The following is a 15,407-nucleotide window of genomic DNA, read 5'->3' as shown; positions in this document are numbered from 1 at the left end:
GCCATGGCCATCAGCCCCGGCTTCTCCACCGCCGTGAGCGCCCTGCACGCCAACCAGCTGCGCATGGCCACGGCGAGCAACAACATCAGCAACGCCCAGACGGAGGGGTACAACCGCCAGCGGGTGGACGTCACCTTCTCGCAGAGCAGCCCGGAACAGGGTGTGCGCATCGGGGACGGGGCCAGGGTCCGGGACGTGAACCGGATGGTGGACGATTTCATGATCCGGGAAGAGATCGACCAGACCGGGAAGCTGGGCACCACCAAGACCCGTTCGGAGCTGGCGAGCCGCCTGGACGGCTTTTTCGACGAGCCCGAGGGAGGCGGCATCAGCGGACGGATCCAGGAGTTCTTCCGCAAGGTATCGGATCTCTCCAACAACCCCGGCGGCGACGTGGAGCGGACCCAGGTGCTGAGCATGGGGCGCGAGCTCTCCAAGCTCATGTCCGACCGGGATACGCAGCTCTCCGGGTATCAGAAGGAAATCGACGACCGCGTCACGCAGAAGCTCCGGGACATCAACAACTCCATCCGCCAGATCGCCGACCTCAACATCCGGATCGGACAGGTGGAGAACGGCACCGGCCAGGAGGCCATGGCCCTCCGCGACCAGCGCGATCAGCTGACGCGGGAGCTGTCGGAGAAGATCGGCATCAATTATTACGAGGACAACCAGGGCAGCTACAACATCCAGATGAAGAACGGCGGTCACTCCCTGGTGAACAAAGGGGAGGCCACCACCCTGAGCCGGGGCCTCAAGACCGAGGGCGGGGCCATCACCTTCTCGGGAATCACCCTGGACGACGGTGTCCCCAAGGAGCTATCGGATGGCATCCGCGACGGCGAGATTGGGGCCATGCTGCGCATCCGGGACGAGACCATCCCGGAGCTCCGCGGCCGCCTGGATGACCTGGCACAGAGCATGATCGGCGAGGTCAACAAGGTGCATGCCAAGGGCGTGGGCCTGGAATACCAGGATTCGGCGCGAGCCTCCATGGCCACGGGCGATCCCACCGCGCAGCTGCAGGACGAGAAGAGCAGCAAGCTGCCCTTCGGCGAGCTTTTCCAGGCGGGCCAGGTGGATTTCGCCGTCCATAACAAGGCCACCGGCCAGATCGAGATGGTCTCCGTGCAGCTCGACGGCAACGAGGTGCTGGAGGACGGCAGCTCCGGTGACATCGTCAGCAAGATCAACCGGGCCGTGGGCGATGCCGCCGCGGACTCGGAGTGGCTGAGTGCCGGTGATCTCCAGGCCGGGCTGAGCAACGGACATCTGGAGCTGAAGACTTCTGAAGGGGTGGATTTCGCCCTGAAGTCGGGCCCCGATGGCCGCGAGCAGATAAAGACCACCTGGGAAGGGAGTGTGGCATCGGGCGGCCAGCTCCAGTTCCGGGTGCGCGGACCGGGCGGGGAGGTCAGCACCTCGCCCGCGAGTCCCATTTCCTACGGTTCCGGGGCCGGCGGAGCGGACATCGCCGAGGCCATCAATGCCGCGGGCAGCCGGGTCTCCGCCAACTGGAACGCCTCCAAAAATGAGCTGACCCTGTCCGCGCCCGGGGGCTACGAGATCGAGGTCAAGAAGGACACCGGCAGCTTCATGGAGGACGCCGGGATCGACGGCTCCAGCAATCTGTTCGCGGCGGTGGGCATAAATACCTTTTTCACCCTCGATCAGGGGCAGAACGTCGCCGAGGGCGTCTCCTCCGCCGCCGGTTCCATGAAGCTCGATCCGTACGTGGAGGGCAGCCCCGAGCGGGTCCATGCCGGCCATCTGGGGGCGCGTCTGAGCGATGCGGGCGAGCCCCGCAGAGACTCCAACGGCGAGGTTGTGTACGAGATCGGCGTGGGCGACAACAGCGCTGCGCTGGACATGCTGGATCTGCAGTCCGCCGGGTTCGAGATCGGCGGCGGTAAGCCGCGCACCTTCGGCGAGCACTACGCGGGGACCATCTCGCGAGCTGGCGCCGAAAAGGCCAATGCGGACAGCTTGGTGGAGTTCCAGCAGCGCGTGATGGACCAGATCAAGGAACAGCGGGAGTCCGTTTCCGGGGTGAATACCGAAGAGGAGCTGGTCCGGATGATGAACTTCCAGCGCGGCTATCAGGCGGCGTCCAAGGTGATAAGCTCCACCGACCGGATGTTCCAAAGCCTGCTGCAGTCCGTCTGACTCGGGCGACCAAGCTACTGAGGCGGAAATACCATGGTGGCACGCGTATCCGACAGCATGATGCTGGACGTGGTCCAGGGGGACCTGCGCCGCAATTACAACCGGGTTTTCGATGCCCAGCGCGAGGCCGCTACGGGAGACCGGGTCAGAAAGCCCAGCGATGACCCCACCGCCATGCAGACGCTCAAGCGCTACGAGGAGCGCTTGAAGGCCATGGACGGCTACGACCGCAATGTGGAAGAGCTCCGCGGCATCCTGAACTACACGAACACCCAGTACGACGAGGCCAGTAAACTGCTCCAGCGGGGGCGGGATCTGGCCCTCTACGCCGCCAACGAGACGAACACCCCCTCCGACCGGAAGGCCATCCAGGAGGAGGCCGAGGAGGTGCTGAAGCAGCTGTCCCAGATCGCCAACGAACAGCTGGAAGGGGAGTACCTGTTCTCCGGCACCGCCAGCAACCGGCAATCGGTGGTCATGAGCCAGGAGGCCAACGGCGTCTACAGCTTCGAGTACCCCGGGAACATCCAGCCGGTGGAATACGGCATCGGCCGGGAGCAGCGTATCACCGTGGATCACTCCATCAAGCGGCCGGGCAGTCCGCTCCGGCAGGGTCTGGAAGCGCTCGCCACCATGGTGGAGGGGTTCGACGAGAAGCAGTTCAGCCACCTCTATGCCACCAGTACCGCCGCCGATACCACCCTGCCTCTGGGCAATTCCAATTCGGGACTCCCCGTGGAGGAGCTGCGGGATGCCAACGGCGACGGCGCCGCCGATCCCGGGCGGCTCTCCATCCGAATCCTCGATAAGCAAGGGGAGGTGGTTGCTCCGGCCTATGACAAAGGGGGCTGGGATGCCGCCAGCGGGAACAATACGGCCGACCTGACCATCGACCCGAGCAAGGACGCCCTGGACGATCCCGACAAGGATCCCGCTACGCCCGCCGAGTCAGGCAACGGCGACATCGTGGACCGTCTGGACGATATCGAGCATCTATCGGCCTGGGTCAACGACGAAGGACGCGTGGAGATCAAGGCCGACGAGGGCTACCGGTTCGAGGTTACCCGGGACGACGTCAATCTGCGCGGCGTGCTCGGCATGGATCAGGACGTCCCGCAGCTGCAGACGGCCATCCGCGATATCGACCGGGCCATCAACAGCTTGGCCAGCGAGCGGGGCGAGCTGGGCAGTAAGCTCAACCGCCTGGATCTGGCGGCGGACCGCCGGGGTACCCTGCGCACCGAGCTGGAGAAGCTTTCCACCCACCTGGGCGACGTGGATGTTTTCAAGGCGGCCTCGGAGCTGATGGCCCGGCAGGGCAATCTCCAGGCGGCCATGAAGAGCTCCTCCGTTCTCCGGGATACCTCCATCCTCAATCACATCTGAAGGCGGCCTAGCGGCTCCGGCGCGGCCCGGGGAACGCGGGGCCTTGGGGCCGAAAGCGGCTTTCGCAGGCCGGGAGTGACAAGATGACCGAAGCCGACGCCGGAAACGGTAATGCCCAGGATGCGCGGATCGCGGAGCTGCTCGATACCGCCCATCTCCACCACAAGGGCGGGGACCTGGAGCGCGCCGAGGACCTGTATCGGGAGATCCTGCAGAATGACGCCGGGGTGGCCGGGGCCCACCACGGCATGGGGCTGATCGCCCTGCAGGTCGGTCAGCCGCGGCTGGCGGTGGAATTCTTCCGGACGGCCATCGAGCTCAAGGACGATCCGCTCTACCACTGCAATCTGGCCACTGCCCACTTCTCCCTGGAGGACCTGGCGTCGGCGGAGGCGGAGTACCGCAAGGCCATCGAGGCGGCGCCCAGCTACGGCGAGGCCTATCTCAACCTGGGTCTGACCCTGAAGGCGGAGGGTCGCCACCAGGAGGCCTGCGACGTGCTGGACCGTGCGGTGGTGCTGCGGCCCCGCGACCCGCAAGCCTTCGCCAAGCTCGCCGAGGTGCTGCTTCTCCTCGACCGCCACGACGAGGCCAAGGAGATCGCCCGCGCCGCGGCCAACCTCGGTCCCCGGGGCACCGAGGCGCGGGAGACGGTGGCCAAGGTGCTGCGCTCCCTGAGCCTGCCCAAGGAGGCCATGCTAATCAGCCGCCAGCTGGTCAACGAATTCCCGGCCGAGGCCAAGTACCGCATCCAGCTGGCCGGTGATTACCAGTCCATGGGCTTTTCCCAGGCTGCCAGGCCCGAGGCGCAGCGGGCGGTCAATCTCGAGCCGGACAACCCGCGCGGCTATGGTGCACTGGCCCATTCCCTCGCCGCCGGCGGAGACTGGGACGGCGCCGAGGAGCAGATCGACAAGGCGCTGGAGCTGGCCCCGGACGACGAATTCCTGATCGCCCAGAAGGGCAATCTGCTGGAGCGCAAGGGGAGCTTCAAGGAGGCCTACAAGCTGGTCCGGCCGCTCATCGTGAAAGGCGGAGAGTACAAGCCGGCCATCTTCAATCTGTTCCTGACCCTCACCCGGCGGTTCGATGCCCAGGAAGAGGCCATCGGCATGCTGGAGAACGCCCTGAATAACCAGGGCCTGCCCAACGGCGTGCGGCTGGAGCTGAATTTTCAGGCCGGGCACATGTACGCCGACCTCGGGCGCTATGACGAGTCCTTCGCGGCCTACGCACGGGCCAACGCCCTGAAGCCGCGGGTATACCACCGGGATCGGGAGGAGGAGAACTTCCGCAACCTCATGGAGGGGTTCAGCGCCGAGCTCTTCCGCCAGGCGCCCCGGTCGACCCTGGGCTCCCGGCGTCCGGTATTCATCGTCGGCATGCCGCGCTCCGGAACCAGCCTCACTGAGCAGATCCTGGCCAGTCACCCCGACGTGTTCGGAGCGGGAGAGCTGAGCGAGGTGGACCGGATCCTCAACCAGCTCACCAATCGCTCCGGCGGCAAGTATCCCGGCTTCTTGGCGGAGGTCGAGGCCGGGGAGCTGGATTGGGGCGCACAGGAGTATCTGAACCATATCAATACCCTGGCGCCGGAGGGGGTGGAGCGGGTCACGGACAAGATGCCCCAGAACTTCCTGCATCTGGGGCTGATCGCCCTGCTGTTCCCCGAGGCGAAGATCATCCACACCAACCGCGACCCGCTGGACAACTGCCTGTCCTGCTACGTCCAGAACTTCGCCGCGGCCGGCATGAGCTTTACCTACAGCCTGGAAAACCTGGGCCATTACCATCGGCTCTACCAGCAGCTCATGGAGCACTGGCGGCAGGTGCTGCCCATGCCCATCTACGAGCTCCAGTACGAGGAGCTGGTGGAGAATCCGGAGGGGGAGATCCCCCGGTTGCTGGACTTCGTCGAGCTGCCCTTCGACCAGGCGTGTCTGGAGCCGCACAAGACCAAGCGGGATACCAAGACCGCCAGCTACGATCAGGTACGGCAGCCCATCTACAGGAAGTCCAAACAGCGGTGGCGCAAGTACGAGAAGCATCTCGGGCCCCTCATGGAGGCCCTGGGCATGGACGCCGGGGAGCTGGATGACGCCTGAGACGGGATGGACCGGGACAAAAAAGCCTCCCGCCGGCGGCGGGAGGCTCGGTAATTTTTTCCGGGCGCGGAAGGCCGGAAAAAATTTTCGGGTGCCCCTAAAGGCCGGACAGGTGTCCCCGATAAGGATGGGTGAAGGCGACGGCACGCGCCTCATCTACCCAAAAGGGATAACCGGCCCAAAGGCCAAAGGACCTCTCCAAGGAGGCACCAATGCTCAGCATCAACAGTAACATTTCGTCGCTCATGGCGCAGAACAACCTGCGCGAGAGCACGAACGACCTGCAGACCAGCTACCAGCGGCTGTCCTCCGGTAAGCGGATTAACTCCGCCAAGGACGACGCCGCCGGCCTGGCCATTTCGGACCGCTTGACCGCGCAGATCCGGGGCCTCAACCAGGCCGCCCGGAACGCCAACGATGGCATCTCCCTGGGGCAGACCGGCGAGGGCGCCATGCAGGAGATGTCCAGCATGCTCCAGCGCATGCGCGAGCTGGCCGTTCAGTCCGCCAACGACACCAACTCCAGCTCCGACCGGAAGTCCCTGAACCAGGAGTTCCAGAACCTCTCCGACGAGCTGGACCGCATCGCCAAGACCACCTCCTTCAACGGTCAGAACATCCTGGACGGCTCCGCCGGGGCTATGAGCTTCCAGGTGGGCGCGAACGTCGGCGAGACCATCTCCGTGGATCTGAGCAACAGCGTCGAGGCCGGTAACATCGGCAAGCTGTTCTCCCAGGAGATGACCCTCCGCAACCAGACCGGTGAAAACGCCGCCTCCATCACCGCCAACCAGACCGCCGGCACGGTCATGGAAGGCATGAACACGGGCGACCTCACCCTCAACGGTACCAGCATCACTGCCGCCACCAACGAGGGCAACGGCAAGTCGGCCGTGAGTGCCGCTTCCATCGCCGAGGCCATCAACAAGCAGGCCTCCGAGACCGGCGTGGAAGCCAAGGTGGCCGAGCAGGCCCGGACCACCATGAACATCAGCAACTCCAGCGTGGGCACGGACTATGCTATGTCCATGAACGGCGTGGAGGTGATGACCGCCGTGGCCGGGGAAGAGGTCACCCAGGACCGCGTGGTGGACGCCATCAACGCCAAGTCCGACCAGATCGGCGTGCGGGCGGAGAAGACTACCGGCGGCGAGGTCATGCTGCAGGCCTCCGACGGCCGCAACATCTCCGTGTCCGAGCGTGGCAGCGGCGCGCTCTTCGGCTCCGGTGCCGGCAGCCAGGCCAGCGTCTACACCGGCAAGCTGGAGCTCGCGGGCAAGGGCGAGCTGCGGATTCAGACCGCCAACAATGTCGGCAACGAGTCCGCCAACGCTTCGCAGCTGACCAACTCCGCTGCCTACATGTTCACCAACTTCGATACGGGCACGGTCGACCCCACCGATGAGGGCACCCTGGGTGACGCCAACATCCTGAACAAGGATGAAACCGATCAGGCCATCCAGAAGCTGGACCAGGCCATCGACGAGATCGACAGCCTGCGGGCCACCTTCGGTGCGGTGCAGAACCGTTTCGAATCCACCATCGCCAACCTCAACAACACCTCGCAGAACCTGTCGGCTGCGCGGGGCCGGATCCTGGATGCCGACATCGCCAAGGAGACGGCCGAGCTTACCCAGAACTCCATCACCCAGCAGGCGGGTGTCTCCATTCTGGGCCAGGCCAACCAGCAGCCTCAGATCGCGCTGCAGCTGCTCGGCGGCTGAGGCGGATCCGGAGCCCGGAGCTATGCTCCGGGCCTTCCCCGCGGGGACCGCGCGGTCCCCGCGGGGAAGGCCCGAGAGGGTCGAGGTTCAGAAGCCCGATGGTCGTTGTGGACGGGCAGGTACGGGTGCTGGGCCCGGAGGGGTAACCAGGTATGGAACCGTCAGGCATCAATCCGAAGCAGCCTTTCTTGCCGAATTTTCAACCGGCCCAGGGAGGCGGCGAAAACCATTCCGGCGCTCCCGCGAAGCCGAGCGGCGAGGGGGATTCCGGGCCCGGCGCCTCGCGTCAGGAAGGCAAGGAAGAGCAGCGTCCCAAGGCGGCCTCCCTGGATGAGGAAAGCCTGAAGGAGGTCCAGAAGCGCATCAACGAGGCGCTCGACAAGCTGCGCTTCAACCTGAATTTCTCCATCGACCGCGAGGTGGACGAGCTGGTGGTCAAGGTGGTGGATCCCGATACCCGGGAGGTGGTGCGCGAGATTCCGCCGGAGGAGATGCGCGAGCTGGCCAAGCGCATGGAAGAGGTGACCGGCATTCTGCTGGATGAGCGGAGATAGCCATGCCCGCCACGGGTAGTATCAGTCAGCTGGGCATCAAGAGCGGCATCGGCAAGCAGACCGTCGATAAGCTGGTCAATGCCCGTAGCGGCCAGCTGAAGCGGCTGAACCAGGATAAGGGCGAGGCCGAGCAGGACAAGAAGCTTTTCCAGAAGCTCAACAGCCAGCTCAAGGGCCTCCTCGACGCGGCACGGGCCCTGAACGAGGCGAAGACCTACCAGTCCCGCAAGGCCAGCAGCTCCGATCAGGAGGTGGTGAAGGTCAGCGCCGGCAAGGAGGCGGAGCCCGGCTCCCATTCCTTGAATGTCTCCGCCCGCGCCACGGCCCATTCCCAGATTATGGGGGTGGGCGGCGGATCCGGGCAGGATGCCGCCGAGCCCGGCTCGGGGGATTCCGGGGGCGTGACCAAGGGGATCGCCGCTACGGGTGACGCCAAGGCGATCAATGACGGCGTTACCGTATCCTTCTTCCACGAGGGCAAGGAATACAGCCACACCACCGACGCCGAGACCACGCTGGCGAGCCTCGCGAAGGCCGTCGACGAGGAGGACAATGGCGTCGAGGCCCGGGTGGCCAACATCGACGGCACGGGGAAGGATCCCCAGTACGTCCTGACCCTGAAGAGCCAGTCCACTGGCGCCGGTACCCACCAGATCACCACCGATGCCGAGGGGGGCAGCCCCGGGATCGCCACCTCCGGCGGCTCCCTCTTCGCTGCCGGGGACAAGCAGGAACAGGCCCAGGAGGGCCAGAATGCCCAGTTCACTGTGGACGGCATCAGCTACACCCGCGCCACCAACGAGGTGGACGATGCGCTGACTGGGGTCACGCTGAACCTGCAGGCTGCCGGCGAGGCCACCATCGACGTGACCCACAATACGAGCGCCGCTGGCGAGAAGATGCAGGCATTCGTGGACGCCTACAACAAGGTCGACGATTTCCTGCAGAAGAACATGGCCTACGATGCCCAGAACCAGCAGGCCTCGCCCCTCACCGGCGACGCAACGGCCCGGGGCGTGGAGCGCAGGCTGCGGTCCATGGTGGGGCAGTTCCTTGAAACGGAGGACCTCCAGACCTCCATACAGACCCTGACCGAGGTGGGTGTCCGAATTCAGCGGGATGGCAGCCTCAGCCTGGAGAAAACGGATTTCGAGGAAAAGCTGGAGAGCAACCCCGAGGGTGTCCGGGCCTTCTTCGTCGGGGATGGACGCATGGCCGACCGGCTTGTGAAGGATCTGGAAGGCCTGACCGGCACCGGCACGGGCGTCGTCCCCTCCAAGATCGATTCCCTGGAGGACAGCCTGGACCGCTTTGGCAATGAGATCGACGCCGAGCGCCGGGATCTCCAGGAGTACCGGGAGCGGATGACGGAGAAATACGCCGAGCTGGACAAGGTGATGGCGTCTTTCGAAGGGAAGAAGTCCCAGCTCAAGGCCGCCCAGCAACAAATCGCCAACCTCTGAGGGCCACCCCAGGGAGGGAAGCCATGAAGAACCCCTACAGCCAGTATCGCAAGACCCAGGTGGAGAACGCTTCTCGGGAAGATCTGCTGATCCAGCTCTACGAGAAGGCCATCGGCAATATCCGGCAGGCGCGCGAGCTCTGGGATGGAGAGGACGGAGTGCGGGCCCGGGAGCTGCTCATGCGCGCCCTGGACATCGTCTACGAGCTGGACAGCACCCTGGACCGGGAGCAGGGCGGGGACGTGGTCGAGCACCTGGAGGCCCTCTACGACTTCCTGGAGCGGGAGATCACGCAGGCCAATCTGCAGGGGGAGTTCCACCGGCTCGGCTCCGTCCAGGAAGTCCTGGAGACCCTCTACCAGGGATGGCGCGAGGCGGTGCGTCAGCACCGTTACGAGCAGTCCAGCGGAGCCACTCAGGATGTGGCCGGCTGAAATGACCCGGGACCGGTCGGCGGATGCGCTCTCCGCGCTGGAGGCGGCCCTGGACGCCGCCCGCGACCAGGGGGAGCGGGTGCGGGCGTGTCTGGACGCCCCGCCGGAGGACCAGGCGCCGCTGGAGGAATCGGCCTTCGTTTACGTGGAGCTGGTCGGGAGCGCCCTCGAAGAGCTGGAGGGCATCGATGCGATGGCCTCCTCGCCACAGGCCTCCCGAAAAGCGGCCCTTAAGGCCGCCATGGACGACCTCGTGGCCCAATACGAGGAGCTGGAAGCGCGTATCCGAGCCACCTACCAGGAGCTGGGCGAGCGGCTCGCCCACCTGCAGCGCGGCGGCCGTACACTCAAGGCCTATTCCGGTGCCGCCGGACAGGCCGGCAGCTATTTTGTGGATAGACACGGCTAGCCCGGCTATCCTGTCGCCATGAACGAGCGACCCGATCCCAATCCGGCCGGCTTCGCCGGCATGCCCTCCCCGAGCATGTACCTGCAGGCTCCAATGCCGCGGCAGTGATCGCCGCCTTGAACGGGTACGCCACCGATATGGCCCTTCGGTCCTACCCCAAGGCGGACCTCCGACGCCAGGATGGCCGGACCCTGCCGCTGCCGGCGGCCCTCGACACCGCGTGCCGGTCACCGGGCCTGGACCCGGGCGCGGAGCCCATCGGCGGGCCCCGCCGGGGAGCGAAGACCCTGGGACTGGCCAACGTGGTGCTCCGATAGGCGCACCTCGCCAGCTTTCCAGGATTCGCGGGCTCGGCTTGCCGGAAGTCGCTTCCCTCCTTGCCAAAACCCCGGGCCGTGCGGATACTCCCGATGCGCAACGAAGCCTGCATGGATAGTTCCTCCGGGAGCGATCGATGCGGAGGCGGACGGGAAGGCTCGGCCTCTGGCCGGAATGGGCCGGCCGGAGGTGGCGCGGCAGATGGCCCGGTTCCTCGCGGAGGGCGTCCTCCGGATGCTCGGGCTCGTGGCCGAGCCACCTGGCAGAGAAATTGCTTTCCTTCCGACAGGCTGCAGCCCGCGAGGCGGCCACATGGCCGCACGGCCCCGTGCCAGTCTTCCGGCTTCGTCAATTTTCCGACGCGGGCTATACCCAAGCGTCAAATCCCCAACGGGGGGTGCCGTGGACGCCGATCAGGTAATCTACATTGCTTCCCGGGCCCTGGAGATGGTCCTGATCATTTCCTCGCCGCTGCTGGGGGCCGCCCTGGTGTTCGGCCTCGCCATCGCCATCTTCCAGGCCGTCACCCAGATCCAGGAAATGACCCTGACCTTCGTGCCCAAGATCGTTGCGGTGTTCGTGTTCGCCATGATCTTCGCGTCCTGGATCCTGCACACGCTGATGACCTTCACCACGGAGCTGTTCCATTCCATCCCCAGCATGGTGAACGGGGGCTGACGGCGCGCTGCCGGCGGAGCGGATAGATACCCATGGAGCCCTTCGGCTTCACATACCAGGACCTGTTCGCCGGACTCTTGGTGTTCGTGCGCGTCATGGCCTTCGTCGGCACGGCCCCGCTTCTGAGCAGCAGCCAGATCAGCGCCCGCATCCAGGTTCTGCTGGGACTGTCGCTGGCCATAACCCTGTATCCCTTCGTCCGGGCCGAGATTCCGGAGCTGCGCATCGATAGCACGGTGTGGATCGGCATTCTGGGGGTGCAGGAGGTCCTGGCCGGGGCGCTTATGGGCTTCTCCTTCACCCTGCTGCTGGCGGCGATACAGCTGGCCGGACAGTCCATGGGCTCCACCATGGGCCTGGCCCTGGCGAACGTCTTCGACCCCGCCACAAGCGCCCAGATCAACGTCCTGGCGCAGTTCTACAGCCTGCTGGCGCTGGTGCTATTCATAAGCGCGGACGGCCATTTCATGTTCCTGCGCCTGCTGGTGGAGAGCTTCGAGCGGGTTCCGCCGGGCTCCATCGCCCTGGGCGACGCCGGCGCGCGCGCGGTCCTGGAGGCCGGGGCGCATGTGTTCGCTCTCGGGGTGCGTCTGGCCTTCCCGGTGCTGCTGACGCTGCTGCTGGTCTACGCCGCGGCCGGCGTCATGAGCCGGGCGGCGCCCCAGATCCAGGTGTTCTTCGTGCTGCATCCTCTGAACATCGCTCTGGGCCTTTTCGTGTTCAGCGCCGTGCTGGGCGTATCCGCCAACGTCCTGCGGGAAGAGTTCGACCGTTGGATGGCGCAGGGACTGGACCTCCTGACCATCCTGGGAGGAGGCTGAATGGCCGAGGAACAGGACAAGGCGCAGAAGACAGAGGACCCGACACCAAAGCGGCGGGAGGAGGCGCGCCAGCGGGGCCAGATTCCCACCTCCCGCGAGGTGGCCACCGCGGCCCTGCTGCTGGTGGCGCTGGGGGTGCTGTACCTGGGCGCGGTGAGCATGGGCGACTCCCTAACCGCCGCCATGCGGGATTTCTATCGTTTTAACGACTGGCGGGGCCTGGACGCGGACGGCGTGGTGTCCGGACTGCAGGCCGTGACCGGCCACCTGCTGGCCATTCTGGCGCCCCTGCTGGTGCCCCTGGTGGTGGGGGCATTCTTCGTCTATGCCCTCCAGACGCAGATGAACCTGTCGGCGGAGTCCATCAAGCCCAAGTTCAACAAGATCTCCCCGGCCCAGGGAATCAAGCGAATCTTCTCCATGCGGGGCCTGGTGGAGTTCGGCAAGTCCCTGGGCAAGGTGGCCGTCCTCGGCGGCATTGGCTATATCACCATGCTGCTCTGGTGGGAGGCCCTGCTTGGGAGTCCGGTGCTGACTGTGGCCCAGGGGCTCGGGGTGCTGCGCGGCATGGTGGGCACGGTGCTGCTGTTGTCCGTAATCTTCTTCCTGCTCTTGGCGGCCATCGACTATGCGTTCCAGTTCCAGCAGAACGAGCAGGAGCTGCGCATGACCAAGCGCGAGGTCCAGGAGGAGCACAAGCAGACGGAAGGGGACCCGCACATGCAGCAGCGCCGCCGGCAGAAGCACCAGGAGATGAGCCGCGGACGGATGATGGAGGCGGTGCCCGAATCGGACGTGGTCATCACCAACCCCACCCATCTGGCCATCGCACTGAAGTACGATCGCTCGGAGGCCCCGGCGCCGCAGGTGAAGGCCAAGGGCAAGGACCTGATGGCGCGGCGCATCCGCGAGCGCGCGGAAGAGACGGGGGTGCCCGTCATCCGCAGGGTGGAGGTGGCCCGTGTCCTGTACGAATCCGCGGAGATCGGGGACGTCATCCCCGAAGAGCTCTACCGGATTATCGCCGAAATCCTTGCGTGGGTTTATGATCCACGGCATCAGCCGCGTCCGGAAGGGGTTGAAGCGGCTCCGGGGACGCATCGGGGGGTCTAGCGGGACCGCACGACGGCGGCGGCCTTGTCCCGCGACGCGGTTGCGGCAAGAATCTAACCGGACGGCCGGTTCCCCGCCGGGCGGCGGGTCCGGATCGATGACGCACAGCGCCTTTCAAGCAGTGGGGCACAATGGCTCAGGCGGCAGCAATCTCCGACCGGCTTCAGCATCTGGCCCGCCAGACGGACATCCTCCTGGCCGCCGGGGTGGTGGGTATCCTGGGGGTGATGGTGATCCCCATTCCGGCGGTACTGCTGGACCTGCTGATCAGCGTCAACATCACCCTGGGGATCATGATCCTCATGGTGGTGCTCTATGTGCGGCGGCCGCTGGACTTCTCGGTATTCCCGGCGGTGCTGCTGGTGACCACCCTGTTTCGGCTCGCCCTGAACGTGGCCACGACCCGGCGCATCCTGCTGCACGGCCAGGAGGGGGAGCATGCAGCCGGATCGGTGATCAACGCCTTCGGGCAGTTCGTGGTGGGCGGCAACTACGCGGTGGGCCTGATCATCTTCACCATCCTGGTGATCGTGAACTTCGTGGTGATCACCAAGGGCGCGACCCGGGTGGCGGAAGTGAGCGCGCGCTTCGCCCTGGACTCCATGCCCGGTAAGCAGATGAGCATCGACGCCGACCTGAACTCCGGCCTGATCAGCGAGCAGGAGGCCCGGGACCGCCGCCAGGAACTGGAGGACAGCTCGGACTTCTACGGCTCCATGGACGGCGCCTCCAAGTTCGTGCGCGGTGATGCCATCGCCGGCATTCTCATCACTTTGATCAACGTCATCGGCGGCCTGATCATCGGCACCCTCCAGCATGGCATGCCCCTGGAGGAGGCCGCCCGGGTGTTCACCGTACTTACTGTGGGGGACGGCCTGGTTTCGCAGATCCCGGCCCTGATCCTGTCCACGGGTGCCGGCATACTCGTCACCCGCACCCAGACCGATTCCCACATTTCGGCGGACATCTTCGAGCAGTTCACCGCCAATCCGCGGGTGATCGGCGTGGCCTCGGGAGTGCTAATATTCCTGGCCCTCATGCCCGGCATGCCCTTCCTGCCCTTCGCGGTGCTCGGGCTGGCCACCGGCGGACTGGCCTTTTACCTGTATCGCGCCGCCCAGCAGCCCACGGCGGCGGAGGAGGCCCAGCTCCCGGTGGAGAGCGAATCCGCGGCCGCGCCCACGGAAGAGGAAGAGAAGGCGGAGGTGGACGACCTGCTCACCGTGGACGCCATGCGTCTGGAAGTGGGCTACGGGCTGGTGAATCTATTGCAGAGCCAGGATGTGCTCGACCGGATCCGCAGCATGCGCAGGCAGATCGCCCGCGAGATGGGCTTTGTGGTGCCGCCCATCCATATCAAGGACAACCTGTCCCTGAACATGAACGACTACCGGGTCTATATCCGGGACGGCCTGGTTGCCACCGGCCAGGTGGATCCCAACCGGCTACTGGCCCTGGACAGCGGCTCGGTGCGCATCCCCGTGGCCGGCGAGGAGACCCGGGAGCCGGCCTTTGGCCTGCCGGCCCTGTGGATCGACTCGGAGCGTAGGGACGAGGCCGCCCTGAACGGCTACACGGTGGTGGATCCGCCGTCGGCACTGATGACCCACCTCACGGAGGTGGTCCGCAACCACGGCCACGAATTGCTGACCCGGCAGGCGGTGCAGCACCTGCTCGACAACCTCGCCAAGGAATACCCGAAGGTAGTCGAGGAGGTGGTACCGGACAAGCTGGGCCTGGGGGCGGTGCAGAAGATTCTGCAGAGCCTGCTCCAGGAGGGCGTGCCCATCCGGGACCTGCTGACCGTCCTCGAGACCCTCGGCGACTACGGCGGCATGACCGGCGACCTGCGGAGCCTCAACGAGCTGGTCCGGCGGGCGCTGTCGCGGGTGATCACCCAGCAGTTCTCCGACGACCAGGGCGTGCTGAACGTGGTCACTTTGGACCCGGGCCTGGAAGACCGCCTGTCCCAGAATCTGCCGGACCGCGACGGCGAGGACATGCACATCGATCCGAGCCTGGCGCAGACGCTGCTGCAGGCCACCAACCAGACCTTCCAGGAGGCCATGGCGGAGATGGATCAGCCCATCCTGCTGACCACTCCGGGCCTGCGGCCCCACCTGGCGGAGCTTCTGACCCCCTTCATTCAGGGCCTGCGGGTGATTTCCACCCTGGAGCTGACACGCGATGCGCAGCTCCGCAACGTGGCCGCGGTGCGGCTGAATGACTAAAGGAA

The 15,407-nt window shown here is 65.7% G+C and carries 13 protein-coding genes; all 13 read left to right on the top strand.

All coding sequences use genetic code 11. The features are described from left to right. Window positions 1-3: 3 nt before the first annotated feature. The 13 genes from flgK (at window position 4) to flhA (ending at window position 15,402) form a co-directional block, all read left to right on the top strand. Window positions 4-2,166 (top strand): flagellar hook-associated protein FlgK, encoded by a 2,163-nt coding sequence (gene flgK / locus ACERLL_RS11700; protein ID WP_373656279.1) that lies wholly within the window; start codon window positions 4-6, stop codon window positions 2,164-2,166. Window positions 2,167-2,199: 33 nt separating this feature from the next. Then, complete coding sequence (gene flgL, locus ACERLL_RS11695) at window positions 2,200-3,552, top strand: flagellar hook-associated protein FlgL (protein ID WP_373656278.1); 1,353 nt, start codon at window positions 2,200-2,202, stop codon at window positions 3,550-3,552. A gap of 83 nt (window positions 3,553-3,635) precedes the next feature. Beyond that, a complete protein-coding gene (locus ACERLL_RS11690) occupies window positions 3,636-5,657 on the top strand; it encodes a tetratricopeptide repeat-containing sulfotransferase family protein (RefSeq protein WP_373656277.1) in 2,022 nt (673 codons plus the stop codon). Window positions 5,658-5,869: 212 nt separating this feature from the next. Beyond that, entirely contained in the window at window positions 5,870-7,381 is a 1,512-nt protein-coding gene (locus ACERLL_RS11685) for a flagellin N-terminal helical domain-containing protein (RefSeq protein WP_373656276.1), read from the top strand. 188 nt (window positions 7,382-7,569) lie between these two features. After that, a complete protein-coding gene (locus ACERLL_RS11680; protein ID WP_373656275.1) occupies window positions 7,570-7,935 on the top strand; it encodes a flagellar protein FlaG in 366 nt (121 codons plus the stop codon). A gap of 2 nt (window positions 7,936-7,937) precedes the next feature. Then, window positions 7,938-9,398 carry a flagellar filament capping protein FliD gene (fliD, locus tag ACERLL_RS11675; RefSeq protein ID WP_373656274.1) on the top strand — a complete coding sequence of 487 codons (1,461 nt, stop codon included), beginning with the start codon at window positions 7,938-7,940 and terminating at the stop codon, window positions 9,396-9,398. Between the two features lie 23 nt (window positions 9,399-9,421). Continuing rightward, window positions 9,422-9,832, top strand: a complete 411-nt coding sequence (gene fliS / locus ACERLL_RS11670; RefSeq protein ID WP_373656273.1) for a flagellar export chaperone FliS — start codon at window positions 9,422-9,424, stop codon at window positions 9,830-9,832. Further along, the gene (locus ACERLL_RS11665; RefSeq protein WP_373656272.1) at window positions 9,819-10,241 is read left to right on the top strand and encodes a hypothetical protein; all 423 of its coding nucleotides are present in this window, start codon (window positions 9,819-9,821) and stop codon (window positions 10,239-10,241) included. Before fliS ends, ACERLL_RS11665 begins: the two co-directional genes overlap by 14 nt. A gap of 137 nt (window positions 10,242-10,378) precedes the next feature. Then, a complete protein-coding gene (locus ACERLL_RS11660; protein ID WP_373656271.1) occupies window positions 10,379-10,558 on the top strand; it encodes a hypothetical protein in 180 nt (59 codons plus the stop codon). A gap of 403 nt (window positions 10,559-10,961) precedes the next feature. Then, complete coding sequence (fliQ, locus tag ACERLL_RS11655; protein WP_373656270.1) at window positions 10,962-11,237, top strand: flagellar biosynthesis protein FliQ; 276 nt, start codon at window positions 10,962-10,964, stop codon at window positions 11,235-11,237. Between the two features lie 32 nt (window positions 11,238-11,269). Next, entirely contained in the window at window positions 11,270-12,058 is a 789-nt protein-coding gene (fliR, locus tag ACERLL_RS11650) for a flagellar biosynthetic protein FliR (protein WP_373656269.1), read from the top strand. Next, on the top strand, window positions 12,059-13,171 hold the full coding sequence (gene flhB / locus ACERLL_RS11645; RefSeq protein ID WP_373656268.1) for a flagellar biosynthesis protein FlhB: 1,113 nt from the start codon (window positions 12,059-12,061) through the stop codon (window positions 13,169-13,171). Between the two features lie 131 nt (window positions 13,172-13,302). Then, complete coding sequence (gene flhA / locus ACERLL_RS11640; RefSeq protein ID WP_373656267.1) at window positions 13,303-15,402, top strand: flagellar biosynthesis protein FlhA; 2,100 nt, start codon at window positions 13,303-13,305, stop codon at window positions 15,400-15,402. Window positions 15,403-15,407: the final 5 nt, after the last annotated feature.

The organism is Thiohalorhabdus sp. Cl-TMA, assembly GCF_041821045.1.
Lineage (GTDB): Bacteria > Pseudomonadota > Gammaproteobacteria > Thiohalorhabdales > Thiohalorhabdaceae > Thiohalorhabdus > Thiohalorhabdus methylotropha.
This window is presented reverse-complemented; position numbering and strand designations above follow the sequence as displayed.